Annotated in this window: 14 protein-coding genes and 1 pseudogene; 12 read left to right on the top strand and 3 right to left on the bottom strand. The window is 69.3% G+C overall.

Annotation, left to right across the window (positions count from 1 at the left end):
* From ACFWX1_RS41975 to ACFWX1_RS41965, 3 genes and pseudogenes are all read left to right on the top strand, one after another.
* A pseudogene (locus tag ACFWX1_RS41975) lies at positions 1-180 on the top strand (hypothetical protein); the annotation flags it as partial.
* A 123-nt stretch (positions 181-303) separates the two neighbouring features.
* A complete protein-coding gene (locus ACFWX1_RS41970) occupies positions 304-864 on the top strand; it encodes an OsmC family protein (RefSeq protein WP_378395468.1) in 561 nt (186 codons plus the stop codon).
* Between the two features lie 28 nt (positions 865-892).
* Positions 893-2,218: an NAD(P)-binding domain-containing protein gene (locus tag ACFWX1_RS41965; RefSeq protein WP_378395467.1), complete on the top strand. Its 1,326-nt coding sequence runs from the start codon at positions 893-895 to the stop codon at positions 2,216-2,218.
* Positions 2,219-2,237: 19 nt separating this feature from the next.
* Here ACFWX1_RS41965 and ACFWX1_RS41960 read toward each other — a convergent pair whose 3' ends face one another.
* A complete protein-coding gene (locus tag ACFWX1_RS41960; RefSeq protein ID WP_378395466.1) occupies positions 2,238-2,639 on the bottom strand; it encodes a winged helix-turn-helix transcriptional regulator in 402 nt (133 codons plus the stop codon).
* Between the two features lie 110 nt (positions 2,640-2,749).
* On the opposite strand from ACFWX1_RS41960, the gene ACFWX1_RS41955 reads away from it, so the two are divergent.
* The 7 genes from ACFWX1_RS41955 (at position 2,750) to ACFWX1_RS41925 (ending at position 9,827) form a co-directional block, all read left to right on the top strand.
* Entirely contained in the window at positions 2,750-3,379 is a 630-nt protein-coding gene (locus ACFWX1_RS41955) for an LUD domain-containing protein (protein WP_378395465.1), read from the top strand.
* A 176-nt stretch (positions 3,380-3,555) separates the two neighbouring features.
* A complete protein-coding gene (locus ACFWX1_RS41950) occupies positions 3,556-4,785 on the top strand; it encodes an ROK family transcriptional regulator (protein WP_378395464.1) in 1,230 nt (409 codons plus the stop codon).
* Between the two features lie 177 nt (positions 4,786-4,962).
* A complete protein-coding gene (locus ACFWX1_RS41945) occupies positions 4,963-5,982 on the top strand; it encodes an ABC transporter substrate-binding protein (protein WP_378395463.1) in 1,020 nt (339 codons plus the stop codon).
* Positions 5,979-6,776 carry an ABC transporter ATP-binding protein gene (locus ACFWX1_RS41940; protein ID WP_378395462.1) on the top strand — a complete coding sequence of 266 codons (798 nt, stop codon included), beginning with the start codon at positions 5,979-5,981 and terminating at the stop codon, positions 6,774-6,776. Before ACFWX1_RS41945 ends, ACFWX1_RS41940 begins: the two co-directional genes overlap by 4 nt.
* Positions 6,773-7,612, top strand: coding sequence for an ABC transporter permease (locus tag ACFWX1_RS41935; protein WP_378395461.1), 840 nt, complete (start codon positions 6,773-6,775; stop codon positions 7,610-7,612). Before ACFWX1_RS41940 ends, ACFWX1_RS41935 begins: the two co-directional genes overlap by 4 nt.
* Positions 7,609-8,934, top strand: coding sequence for an LLM class flavin-dependent oxidoreductase (locus ACFWX1_RS41930; RefSeq protein WP_378395460.1), 1,326 nt, complete (start codon positions 7,609-7,611; stop codon positions 8,932-8,934). Before ACFWX1_RS41935 ends, ACFWX1_RS41930 begins: the two co-directional genes overlap by 4 nt.
* Positions 8,931-9,827 (top strand): TauD/TfdA dioxygenase family protein, encoded by an 897-nt coding sequence (locus tag ACFWX1_RS41925; RefSeq protein ID WP_378395459.1) that lies wholly within the window; start codon positions 8,931-8,933, stop codon positions 9,825-9,827. Before ACFWX1_RS41930 ends, ACFWX1_RS41925 begins: the two co-directional genes overlap by 4 nt.
* Before the next feature lie 72 nt (positions 9,828-9,899).
* Here ACFWX1_RS41925 and ACFWX1_RS41920 read toward each other — a convergent pair whose 3' ends face one another.
* Both ACFWX1_RS41920 and ACFWX1_RS41915 read right to left on the bottom strand, forming a co-directional pair.
* Complete coding sequence (locus ACFWX1_RS41920; protein ID WP_378395458.1) at positions 9,900-10,394, bottom strand: nitroreductase family deazaflavin-dependent oxidoreductase; 495 nt, start codon at positions 10,392-10,394, stop codon at positions 9,900-9,902.
* Positions 10,395-10,430: 36 nt separating this feature from the next.
* Positions 10,431-11,075 (bottom strand): TetR/AcrR family transcriptional regulator, encoded by a 645-nt coding sequence (locus ACFWX1_RS41915; protein WP_378395457.1) that lies wholly within the window; start codon positions 11,073-11,075, stop codon positions 10,431-10,433.
* 110 nt (positions 11,076-11,185) lie between these two features.
* On the opposite strand from ACFWX1_RS41915, the gene ACFWX1_RS41910 reads away from it, so the two are divergent.
* Together ACFWX1_RS41910 and ACFWX1_RS41905 are read left to right on the top strand one after the other, a co-directional pair.
* Positions 11,186-11,836: a helix-turn-helix domain-containing protein gene (locus ACFWX1_RS41910; protein WP_378395456.1), complete on the top strand. Its 651-nt coding sequence runs from the start codon at positions 11,186-11,188 to the stop codon at positions 11,834-11,836.
* A 12-nt stretch (positions 11,837-11,848) separates the two neighbouring features.
* Positions 11,849-12,949: a cytochrome P450 gene (locus tag ACFWX1_RS41905; protein WP_378395455.1), complete on the top strand. Its 1,101-nt coding sequence runs from the start codon at positions 11,849-11,851 to the stop codon at positions 12,947-12,949.
* Positions 12,950-13,109 lie beyond the last annotated feature (160 nt).

The raw sequence follows: 13,109 nt of genomic DNA, 5'->3' as shown, positions 1-13,109 counted from the left end.
CCTCGCGGCGTCGCCTCCATCGTCTTCGGGCTGCTCGCCTTCAACTCCCTCGACGGCGACGACGCCGACATCGCCCTCATCGTCACCGCCCTCACTGTGCTGGGCAGCGTCCTCGCCCACGGAGTCGCAGCCACCGCGTGGACACACCGGAAAACCGCGCAACTGAGCGAGACCACCTGATCGCCCGGCACGTGGCTCGGCGCATCGGTGATCAGGTGTCCACTTCCTGAGAAGGATCGTGCCCCTGGGCGCGGTACGGCCAGACTGAACAGTTACCCACGGCCTCTCGGGAAGGACGATCTCATGACCGCGACCGATCTGCCGGTTGACAACGGCGTCGATGTCGAGGCGCTGCTCGGCGCTCGCCAGGCACTGGCCGAGACTCCGGAAATCGCGAAGTTCACTTGGCGGGCGCGGAATTCCTGGATCAAGGGCACCCACAGCCGGTCGAGCGTGGAGACGTTCTACGGTTTGGGAGGCGAGCAGCAGCACAAGAGGTCCTTCGAGTTCGACGCCGATCATCCCGAGGTGTTCGCCGCCGAGGACAACGGTGTGACCCCGGTGGAGTTCGTGCTCGTGGCCCTCGGCAGCTGTCTCACCGCCGGAGTGGCCGCGGTCGCCCAGCAGCGGCGGATCCAGCTGCGCTCGGTGCGGGCCACCATCGAGGCGGACTTCGACCTGCACGGCATCCTCGGTGCCGATCCGGACGTGCGCAACGGCTTCAGCGACGTGCGGGTCACCTACGACATCGACGCCGACGCGAGCCCCGAGGACGTCAAGGCCCTGATCGCGCAGTCCCAGAAGCGGTCGGCGGTCTTCGACGTGCTCACCAACCCCACCAACGTCTCGGTGGAAGTGGCCTGAGCCGGGCCCCTTTTCCGGGAGTGCGGCCGTGCCGAAGGTGACCACGCTCGTTGTCGGCGCGGGTCATAGCGGGCTGGCCATGAGCCGCTGCCTCGCCGAGCGTTCGATCGACCACGTGATCCTCGAACGCGGCGAGGTGGCGCACTCCTGGCGGACGCAGCGGTGGGACTCGTTCCGCCTCCTCACGCCGAATTGGATGACCCGGCTGCCGGGCCGCGCGTACCCCGGTCACGATCCCGACGGCTACCGGACAGCCCCCGAGCTCGTCCGCTTGATCGACGAGTACGCCGAAACGATCGGCGCACCGGTCCGGACGAACAGCCCTGTGACGTCCGTGCGGCCGAGCGCCCGCGGATTCCTGGTGCGCACCGATCAGGGCGAGTGGGCGGCGCGCACGGTTGTGGTGGCTTCCGGCGCCTGCGCTCTCCCGAGGGTGCCCGCGCTCGCCGAGGCGCTTCCGCCGGGACTCGTGACGACGACGGCTCTGGACTACCGGGCTCCCGCGGACCTGCCGGAAGGCGGGGTGCTCGTCGTGGGCGCGTCGTCGAGCGGAATCCAGATCGCGCGCGAAATACACCGTTCCGGCCGGCCGGTCACCCTGGCGGTGGGGGAGCACGTGCGCATGCCCCGGACCTACCGGGGCCGGGACATCCTGTGGTGGATGGACGCCTCCGGTGTGCTCGACGAGCGCTACGACGAGGTACCCGATCTGCCGCGGGCCAGGAACCTGCCCTCGATGCAACTCGTCGGCTCCCCGCGACGGCTCACGCTGGACCTCAATGCGCTGACTCGCCTCGGTGTACGGCTGGTCGGCCGGTTCGCCGGTGTGCGGGACGGGCAGGCGCAGTTCTCGGGTTCCCTGCCGAACGTCTGCGCGCTGGCCGATCTGAAGCTGGGGCGGTTGCTCGAGACTTTCGAGGCCTGGGCGACCGAGAGCGGGTTCGCCGACTGCGGCCCGGCGGAGCGCTTCGACGCGACGAAGCTTCCCGCCTCGCCGCCGCTGGCGCTCGATCTGAACCGTGGTGAGATCCGCAGCGTCGTCTGGGCCACCGGATTCCGCCCCGACCTGTCCTGGCTGGACGTCCCGGTGCTGGACCGGAAGGGACGGATCAGCCATGACGGTGGGGTCACCGCCTGGCCGGGCCTCTATCTTCTCGGGACGCCGTTCCTCCGGCGCCGCCGGTCGAGCCTGATCGACGGGGCCGGGGCCGACGCCCGCGACCTGACCCACCACCTGGTGAACTATCTCGATTCCGGCCAGGACCACACAGATGCGGCTGCACGTGATCCGCTCCACGGTAGGATGCCGCGGAGCCTGCCTCCGTCCTTTGAGGACCGACGCCCACCGGAGTGATCCGGTGACGCCTGCCCGGCTACGAACCGTATCGGACGTCGTACTCGCGGCGGGCCCTGTCGATGTCGCCGGTGTGCTCCACCGCCCAGTTCATCAGTGCCCATGCGGTGTCGAGCAGGGTACGCCCCAGCGGCGTCAGCGCGTAGTCGACCCGGGGCGGGACCACCGGGTGCACGGTCCGGCTGATCAGCCCGTCGCGTTCCAGCGTCCGCACCGTGGCGGTGAGCATACGCTGGCTGATCCCGGGAATCCGGCGTTTGAGCTCGGTGAACCGCAGCGGTGACCGCCCCAGCTCCGCCACGACCGTGATCGACCACTTGTCACCGACCCGGTCGAGCACCTCACGCACACGGCAAATGCTGTCGTCACGACGTTCGAGGACGTCGGCGGGCTCGATGGAGTCGCGTGGGACGGCGGTCATGGTTCCCTCCAGGTGACTGAGGCAGAAAAAACTGCCGTCTTCCGCTCCGTATCAGGTTCTCCCAGAATTCGTTTCAGCACCACTGTGCACCACTCGCGGAAAGGAAGCACATGACCCAGCAGGCTCCTCCCATCGACCCCGGTTTCGCCGAGCCCGTCAGCGGCACACAGCTCGAGCGGGCCGCAAAAGCGTTGCGGCACAACGGTTACCTGGTTCACATCGTGGACACCGCCGCGGCGGCACGCCGGTTCGTCCGGGACCTGGTGCCCCGGAACGAGGACGTGTTCACCGCCTCCAGCGAGACACTGCGGCTTTCGGGCATCACCGCGGACATCGACGAATCGTGCGAGTTCCGGTCCGTCCGGCGCCAGGCCGGTGACAAGCCCCGCGACGTCGACGAGCAGATCCGCCTGGGCGCCCTGCCCGACGTGGTGGTCGGCAGTCTGCACGCGGTGACCGAGGACGGATACCTCGTCGCCGGGTCCGCCAGCGGCAGCCAGCTCGCGCCCTACGCCTCCGGTGCGCGCCGTGCGATCTGGGTCGTCGGTGCGCAGAAGGTCGTACCGGACCTCGAGACCGCGCTGCGGCGCGTGCGGACCTACAGTCTGCCGAAAGAGTGGCGCAGGCTGAACGACTTGGCTGGGCAGACCTCCTTCATCGGCAAGATTCTCATCCTCGAGCGCGAAGCCTTGCCCGAACGGGGCACCGTGGTGCTCGTCCGGGAAGCCATCGGCTTCTGACCGGTGCTCACCCCGCGCCGGGCCGGGATCGCTCCTTCTCAGCATGGATCGCGTGGGCGGCGAGGTCACGGCCGTCCGAAGGGTGGACGCCCGGTCCTCGACCTCGGGAAAGCCCACATGGTGGGCCGTCCGGCGCCGGGCTGGGCATCGCGGGCGGGGTCTGTCACGATCGGCCCATGACCTCCCAGCGGGTGGGGGCCGGTGATCCACAAAGGATAGACGCGCGCGGAGCCCGGCGCGCCGTCAGCACGAGCGCGGTCCTGCGCGCGGTGCTCGACCACGGCCCGATCGCCCGGAGCACCATCGCCCGGCGTACCGGCTTGTCCGCCGCCGCGGTCACCGGGCACACCGCCGAGCTGACCCGGCTCGGCCTGCTGCGTGAGCTGCCGGAGGACCTCGGCCCGAGGGGGCTCGGCCGCCCGCACGTCCCGGTCGACCTCGACACCGGGCGGCATGTGGTCTGCGGAGTGCACCTCGCCGTGCACCACGCCACGGTCGCCCTGCTCGACCTGCGCGGCAAAGTCCTTGTCCAGCACGAAGAACCGCACGACGGGCTCGGCGCGGAGGAACTGCTCGCGCGGATCGCGGAGATCGTCGACGACCTGCTGCTGGGGTATGCGCCGGACCGCTCGCCGCTCGGCCTCGGCGTGGCCACCGGTGGCTGGGTCGATCACGAGTCGGGCACGGTCGTCGAGCACGCGATGCTGGGCTGGCGGGACGTGCCCGTGCGTGCGCTGCTGGCGGCCTACACCGGCCTCGTGGTCGATGTGGACGGACACGCTCGCGCGCTCGTGCGCGCGGAACGTCTGCTCGGCCACCGGCGCGCCAGGGAAAGCGTGGTCCAGCTGTTCACCGGCAACGTGGTCGACGCCGCGTTCGCCACCGGGGACACCGTGCACCACGGCCCCCGTTCGGCGGCGGGCGCGGTGGCGCATCTACCGGTCGACGGCAGTACCGAACCGTGCCGGTGCGGACGCACCGGCTGTCTGGAAGCGGCTGTTTCGGAACGGACAGTGGCGCGGCGGGGCGCCGAACTCGGGGTGATCCCGCACGATTCGTTTCCCCTTTTGCTTTCGCTCGCCAAAAACGGTGACAAGACCGCGCTGGAGATGTTCCTCGACCGCGCCCGGCTCATCGGGCAGGCCGCGGCATTGCTGATCGACGTGCTCAATCCGGAGGTTCTCGTCCTCGTCGACCAGAGTGTAGCGCAGCTGCCGGACTGCCTTCCCGTCATCCGGGAAGAGGCCCGGATCCGTTCCCGGGCTTGCGTGAACGTCGAGGAAACTGTTGTGGCGACGAGCTTTCCGGGAAACGAGCTGGCTACCGCGGGCGGCGCGGTGGTGCTGGACGTTCTCTTCGACGACCCGCTGGGTCCACTGCTGACGCGGTTGTCGAGCGTTTCGTGAACCGCCGGGGTTATTTCAGAAACTCGCAAAGTTGACCCTGGGCACTGCGGCGTCGAAGAATCGATCCTATCCCCACCGGCGAACGCGATCTCCGCGCCGGACGCCCTATACCCTGACCGAAAGAACACCGCCGTGCACAAGACACTCCGAAAATCCCGATCGCCGAAAACGACCGGCTTGACGCTCGCCGTCGCCGCGCTCCTCACCGGGGCGGCGCTGTCCGGGTGCACATCGGCGACGGCCACCGGCACACCCGGCCAGCCCGAGCTCCTCGAACTGCGGTACCAGGGCGGCGCGAACGCGGTCAACCTCGCCGAACTCGCCGAGGATCTCGGGTACTTCGGCAAGATCAAGCTGAAGTGGGTGGGCAACACGATCAGCGGGCCGCAGGACATCCAGTCCGCCGCCACCGATCAGACCGACTTCGGCGGCGCGTTCTCCGGTGCCATCGCCAAGCTGATCGACGCCGGCGCCCCGGTCAAGGCCGTGGTCAACTACTACGGCTCGGACGACAAGACCTTTCTCGGCTTCTACACCAAGCAGGACAGCCCGATCCGGACCGCCCGCGACCTGATCGGCAAGAAGGTCGGTGTCAACACCGTCGGCGCGAACCTCGAGGCCGTGCTGGACACCTGGCTCAAGCAGCAGGGCCTGTCCGACGCCGAGATCAAGCAGGTACAGCTGGTCGTCATCCCACCGGTCAACGCCGAGCAAGCGCTGCGCAACGGCCAGCTCGACGTCGCCGCGCTGCAAGGCATCCTGCAGGACCACGCGGTCGCCACCGGCGGTGTCCGCTCGCTGTTCAACGACGTCGAGGCGTTCGGCCCGTACAACGGCGGATCGTACGTACTGCGCAAGGACTTCATCAAGAAGAACCCGGAGACCACGAAGACCTTCGTCTCCGCGATCGCCCGCGCGATCGAATGGGAGCGCGCCACACCGCGGGAGGAGGTCGTCGCGCGGTTCACCAAGATCATCCAGGCACGGGGCCGCAACGAGGACACCAGCACGCTGAAGTACTGGAAGAGCGTCGCCATCACCCATGGCGGCTTGATCACCGACAAGGATTACACGCTTTGGACGCCGTGGCTGCGCCAGCAGGGCTTCATCAAGGGCGACACCCTCGATCCGGCGAAGATCTACACCAACGAGTTCAACCCGTACCGCGACGGCGCGACCCCGGCGGCCCCGCGATGACCGGCGTGACCACGAGCGCCAAGATCAGCATTCGCGCGGTGACCAAGACCTTCGGCGCGCTGACCGCGCTGGACGACGTCACCCTCGACATCGCCGAGGGAACCTTCCTCGCACTGGTCGGGCCCAGTGGCTCGGGGAAGTCGACGCTACTCGACCTGCTCGGTGGTCTCGGCACCCCGACGTCGGGCGAAGTGCTCATCGACGGCGCACCGGTGACGGGTCCCGGCCTCGACCGCGGCGTGGTCTTCCAGCAGTACGCGCTCTTCCCGTGGCGCACCGCACGGGCCAACGTCGAGTTCGGTCTCGAAGGCGGGCCGCTCGGCAAGCGGGAGCGGACGGAGCGGGCGCGGGAATACCTCGACCTGGTGGGCCTTTCCGGATTCGAGGACCGGTATCCCCACGAACTGTCCGGCGGCATGAAACAACGTGTCGCCATCGCGCGCAGCCTCGCCTACGACCCGGCCGTGCTGCTGATGGACGAGCCGTTCGCCGCGCTCGACGCGCAGACCCGCGAGCAACTGCAGGACGAACTGCTCCGGATCTGGCGCCGGACCGGCAAGACGGTCGTGTTCATCACGCACGGCATCGACGAAGCGGTGTACCTGGGCCAGCAGGTGGCCGTGCTGACCTCCCGCCCTGGGCGGCTCAAGGCGGTCGTCGACATCGAGCTCGGCGACCGCGCCGGCGATCTGCGCTCGGATCCCGCGTTCGGCAGGCACCGGCACCTGCTCTGGGAACTGCTGCACGAAGAGGTCGAAAAGGCCGCCGAGACGGAACGGAGTGCCGTGCGATGACCACGACCTTGGACGCTTCAAGGGTCCATAGTGTACAAGCGCCGACGGCGAAACCGAAGCAGCGCAAGAACTTTCTTCGGCGGGCACCGCACGGATGGGCGGCGGTGGCGTTGTTCGTCGCGCTGTGGGAGTTCGTCCCCCGGTTCGTCCTCGACGAGGACACCCGGACGTTCCTGCCCCCGGTTTCCGAGGATCTGCGGGCACTGTGGGGACTCGCGCTCGACGGGCAGCTCGCCGACCACCTCCTGGCCAGCATCGGCCGCTCGGCGGCCGGGTTCGCCGTCGCGGTGGCCATCGCCGTCCCGCTCGGCCTGCTGATCGGCTGGTACCGGCCGGTCGCGCGGTTCCTCCAGCCGCTGCTGGAGCTGGCGCGCAACACCGCCGCGCTGGCGCTGCTGCCGGTGTTCACCCTGCTGCTGGGCATCGGCGAGCTGTCGAAGGTGAGCCTGGTCGTCTACGCCTGCGTGTGGCCGGTGCTGCTCAACACGATCGCCGGGGTGAACTCGGTGGACCCGTTGCTGGTCAAGGCGGCGCGCTCGCTCGGGCTGTCCAGCCCGCGGCTGTTCCGGAAGGTGATCCTGCCCTCGGCGGTGCCGACGGTGTTCACCGGGCTGCGGATGGCGGCGTCGTACTCGGTCCTGGTGCTGATCGCCGCCGAGATGGTCGGCGCGAAGGCCGGGCTCGGCTATCTGATCAACACCACCCAGGTGAATTTCCGGATTCCCCAGATGTACGCCGGGATCATCGCGGTCTCGGTGCTCGGACTGGTCGTCAACCAGGGCTTCGTCGTGCTGGAGCGGCGGGTCTCGACCTGGCGCGTGAAGGAGAAACCGTGAGCGGGCAGTTGCACCTCAACGCGTTCGTGATGCCGAACGGGCACCACGAAGCCGCCTGGCGGCACCCATCGGCGGACCCGCGCCGGGCACGGACATTGCGGCACTACGCCGACATCGCCCGCACCGCCGAGCGTGGCAAGCTGGATTCGCTCTTCCTCGCCGACGGCGTCGCGTTGTGGGGCAACGTCAAACACAACGCGCACAGCCACTTCGAGCCGTTGACGCTGCTGTCGGCACTCGCCGCGACGACCGACCACATCGGACTGATCGCGACCGCGTCCACCACCTACAACGAGCCGTATCACCTGGCACGGAAGTTCGCCTCGCTCGATCACCTTTCCGGCGGCCGCGCGGGCTGGAACATCGTCACCTCGGCAGGGGAGGACGAGGCCCGCAACTTCAACCTCGGCAGCAGACCGGGCCACGAGCTGCGTTACGAGCGTGCGACCGAGTTCGTCGACGTCGCCAAGAAGCTTTGGGACAGCTGGGACGACGACGCCGCGGTGATCGACAAGGCGAGCGGAATCTGCGCCGACACCGGCCGGATCAGGCCGATCGAGCATGACGGCGAGTACTTCCGGGTGCGCGGGCCGCTGAACATCGAACGGCCGGTCCAGGGCTATCCGCTGCTGGTGCAGGCCGGTTCGTCGGAAACCGGCAAGGAGTACGCGGCACGCCACGCCGAAGCGGTGTTCACCGCGCAACAGACGTTCGCCGAGGGCAAAGCGTTCTACGACGACGTCAAGGGCAGGCTGGCGAAGTACGGCCGTGCCTCGGACGAGATCAAGATCCTGCCGGGGATCTCGCCGATCATCGGCCGGACCGAGGCGGAAGCGCGGGCGCGTGAGGCCGAGCTGAACGCGCTGATCGCGCCGGAGTACGGGCTCCGGCAGCTTTCCCAGCTGCTCGACCACGACGTCACGAGGTATCCGCTGGACGGCCCGCTGCCGGACGTCGGGTCGTTCACCGAAGGCGCGCAGAGCCGCTTCGACCTCGTCGTCGGCTTGGCCCGGCGGGAGAACCTGACGATCCGGCAACTGCTCGAACGGCTCGCCGGTGGCCGCGGGCACCGGGTCTTCGCCGGAACTCCGGCGCGGATCGCCGACGAACTGGAGCACTGGTTCACCGGCGGGGCCGCGGACGGTTTCAACGTCATGCCGCCCATCCTGCCCGGCGGGCTCGACGAGTTCGTCGACCTCGTCGTCCCGGAACTGCGGCGGCGCGGGCTCTTCCGCACCGAATACACCGGAACCACTCTTCGCGAGCATTACGGCCTCGCCCGACCTGTCAACCGGAATCGAGTCAAGGAGCACGCCGCATGACCACTCTCAGCACCGACGTCCGCAAGCTGACCGGGAGGATCGGCGCCGAGATCATCGGCGTCGACCCGGCAGGGGATCTCGACGCCGCCCAAGTGACGTTCCTGACCGACGCGCTGCACGCGCACAAGGCGCTGGTGTTCCGGAACGTCGAACTCGACGACGAAGGCCAGCAGCGCTTCGCCCGCAACTTCGGCGAGCTCACGAAGGCGCACCCGACCGTCCCCTCCGTGGACGGCGCGCCCACCGTGCTGCCGGTCGACAGTGAGGAGGGCCGCGCCAACAACTGGCACACCGACGTCACGTTCGTGCTGAATCCGCCGAAGGCCAGCACCCTGCGCAGCATCGTCGTCCCGCCCTACGGGGGCGAGACGCTGATCGCGAACTCCGCCGGGGCGTACCGCGATCTGCCGGAGCCGTTGCGCGCGCTCGCGGACACGCTCCGCGCGGTGCACACCAACGACTACGACTACGTCAAGCCGCCGGAGACCGTGAACGACAAGGAGAAGGAGCGGAGGGCGCAATTCGTCTCGAGGAAGTACCGGACCGTGCACCCGGTGGTCCGCGTGCACCCGGTGACCGGTGAGCGCGGGCTGTTCATCGGCGGGTTCGCGCAGCGGATCGTCGGGCTCTCGACCGGCGAGTCCCGCGATCTGCTGCGGCTGCTGCAGTCCTACGTGACGCGGCCGGAGAACATCGTGCGGCTGTCGTGGGAGCCGAACCAGCTGGTGCTGTTCGACAACCGCATCACCCAGCACTACGCCATCGACAACTACGACAACCTGCCGCGGCGGCTGAACCGCGTCACGGTCGCCGGGGACATCCCGGTGGGCACCGACGGAGAGCCCAGCACGTCCCTGGAAGGCGACGCGTCCCACTACACGGCCGTGGCGTAGCCCGCGGAGGCTTCCTCCCCGCACCAACTCGGGGAGGAAGCCTCCGCCGGTGCCGGGCTCGGCCAGCGGGTGTCAGCGCGGGGTGAGCACGACGACCGGGATCTCGCGCTCGGTCCACGCCTGGTATTTGGCGAAGTCGGCGTACAGCTCGACCAGACGCGGCCAGAGGTCGCGGCGTTCGCCGGCCGAGGCGATGCGCGCCGTGACGGGAATGTCGCGACGGCCCTTGAGGTGGATATGGGTCTCGGGGTGCGCGAGCAGGTTGAAATGCCACTGCGGGTGCCGCGGCAGGCCGCCCTGGGAAGCGACGATGACGATGTTCTCGCCGGAGCGCAGATAGAGCAGGGGAGTGGTGAACAGGCGGCCGGACCTGCGGCCACGGTGGTCCAGCAGCAGTGTCGGGACCGGTTTGCGGAATCCGGCCGCGATCCGCCAGGTGCTGCCGACGCGGCCGTTGGTCAGCTTGAAGATCTTCACCTGGACCTTGGCCAGGTACTTCATGGCCGCGGCCGTCACGGGCGAGTCCAGGCCCTTCGGGGCCTGCTCGGGCAGAGTGAAACGTCCCATTCGTGAACTCCTGGTGGTGAGCGGGATCGGGCAGGCTTACTGGGCGGGCGGGCCGGCGAGCACGGATGCCACGATGCCGACGAGGTCCGCGACGATCTCGTCGGTGGTCCAGGTGGCGGCTCCGGGACCCTGCAGACGGCGGGTGCGCTCGGTGTCGCCGAGGACGTTCAGCGTCACGTTCATGGCCTGGGTCAGGCGAAAGTTGAGCGTTCTGCGGGGGACGCCGGGGCTGACGCGCTCCAGCAGTTCGACGAAGGTGGCGTTGCGCTCGAAGAACGATTCGGAGATGACGCCCAGTTCGTCCCCGCCGGAGGCCAGCAGCCTGCCGACCAGGCGGATCCAGTGCTCGCCGCCGGAGGCGAGTACCGCGACCACCGGCTGTACGAACGCACGGGCCAGGTCGCCCGCGGTGATCCCGCCCTCGGGCAGTTCCGTCAGCACCGCCTTCCGCTCGCCGAGCACCTGGTCGAGGCGGCTGCGCAGCACCGCGTCGAGCAGCCCCTCCTGGGAACCGAAGTGGTAGTGGATCGCCGCGACGTTCGTCCCGGCCGCCTGCATCACGGTGCGCAGGGACACGGCTCCGATGCCGTGCTCGGCGAACAGGCGTTCCGCGGCGACGATGAGCCGCTGCGCGGTGGTGGCCGCGCGAGTGCCAGAGGCGGGAGCGGCTCGGGTGACCATGGCAGTGGACTCTATCAACTGTTTCCATCAGTTGATAGAGTCCACCTCCTGTCCGAGGATTCGGCTTATTCGATGGCGGAAGCCGGCCGTTTCGGGCTTCAATCAGAGGCGTGACCAGCGACTTCGCTCCGCCCGCCGACCTGGCTGACCGCGTCAGCCGGGTGTGGCGGCGCAGCGGGCACCTGCCGCCCGCGTTGCCGCAACCTTCCGTGGACCTGCTGGTGTTCGCGGACGGGTCGTTGTGGTTGACCGGGCCGGAGACCGAGGCCAGGACCGGGAGCCTGACCGAGCCGTTGACGGGGGTGCGGCTGCGGCCGGGGACGTGTGCCTCGGTGCTGGGAATCGCCGCGGACGAGGTGCCCTTGACGGGGATGCCGTTCCCCGGTTCGGGGCTCGACGACGGGTTACGGGCGTTGCGGGCCCCGGCCCGTCCGGCCGACCGGATGATCGGTCAGGTGATCCAGGCGATGCGCGCGGCCCCCGGGGCGCCGGTCTCCCGGTACGCGGCCGCGGCCGGGTTGTCCGAGCGGCAGTTGCGGAGGCGGTTCTTGGTGGCGGTCGGGCTGAGCCCCAAGGCGTACGCGCGGGTGGCGCGACTGCACCACGCGATGGCGCTGGCGCGGTCGTCCCCGGTGCCGGACTGGGCGGACATCGCCGTCCGCAGCGGGTTCTACGACCAGCCGCACATGATCGCGGAGTTCCGGCGAGCGGTCGGGTCGTCCTGTGTCCGTTTCTTCCAAGCGGCGGCCGCGGGCGGGTAGCACCCTGGGGGAATGTCCCTCGAAGAGATCTTCGCTTTCCACACGCAGGAGGTGGGCCCGGTACGGTTCGCCGAGTCGTTCGGCGGCTGGGTGGCCACCCGGTACTCCGATGTGGACAGAGTGCTCACCGACCACGCGGTGTTCTCTTCCGACGAACTGCGCTACAGCGCCCAGCCGATCCCGCACCACGCGAACCCTTTGCTGCGCAGCCTGCAGGCGACGGATCCGCCCCGGCATCACGTGCTGCGCCGGATCGTCAGCCAGGTGTTCACACCCCGGGCCGTGGCAGCGCTGGAACCGTCGATCACGGCGAATGTCCGCGCGCTGCTCGCCACGGCGGGGCCGGTCTTCGACCTGATCGGCGAGGTGGCCCACCCCTTGTCGGTGCACACGATCGCGGGCCTGCTCGGCGTGCGGCCGTCGCGATGGCCGGATTTCGTCCGGTGGACCGAGGCCATCACGTCGTTCTTCGGCACGTTCACCGCGGACGAGACCCGCCAGGCCGCCTTCCACCAGGCGCTGACGGAAATGACCGCTTACTTCCGCGAAGAATTCGAGCGCCCGGCCGGCGTCATCGCGACCCTGATGGCGTCGGACCTCACCGAAGACGAGCTGATCGACTTCTGCGCGTTGCTCCTGATCAACGGCCACGAGACCACCAAGACCCTACTCGTGAACGCGATCCTTTGCCTTGCCTCCCGACCGAAACCGGCCGACCTGCGGCTGGCCGTCGAGGAGGTGCTGCGCTACCTGCCGCCCACGGGAGGAACGGACCGGTTCGTCACCCGGCCCACCATCCTCGGCGGACAGGAACTCCAGCCGGGCCAACGAGTCGTCGCGATGATCACGGCGGCCAACCGTGACCCCGGGATCTTCACCGACCCTCATACCTTCGACCCCGGCCGGACGCCCAACCCCCACTTGTCCTTCGGCCACGGCATCCACTTCTGCATGGGCGCCCACCTCGCCCGCATGGAGGTCCGCATCGCCCTCGCGGCCCTGCTCGACCGCCCCTGGCGCATCACGGGCCTGGACACCCACCGGACCCCGGTCGGTATCGACGTCCTGAAAGCCACTCTGGCGACCAGCCTGGCACCAGGCACGCGCTGGTGATCTACGCAGACCCGAGGGAGGCCGCCACCGGCTCGACGTTTGGCCTGGTTATGTCTACTGTGGACGGACGTGGCGGGCGCCCCCGGCCCCGCCCCGCCCCGGCCCGGGGGGGCCGGGGCGGTGGGGGGCGCCCGGCGGGGGGGGGGGCGCCCCGAGCCCC

Origin of the sequence: Amycolatopsis sp. NPDC059021 (assembly GCF_042739895.1) — a bacterium.
Classification (GTDB): domain Bacteria; phylum Actinomycetota; class Actinomycetes; order Mycobacteriales; family Pseudonocardiaceae; genus Amycolatopsis.
The sequence above is the reverse complement of the archived record's forward strand: the minus strand, read 5'-3'. Positions and strand labels throughout refer to the sequence as shown.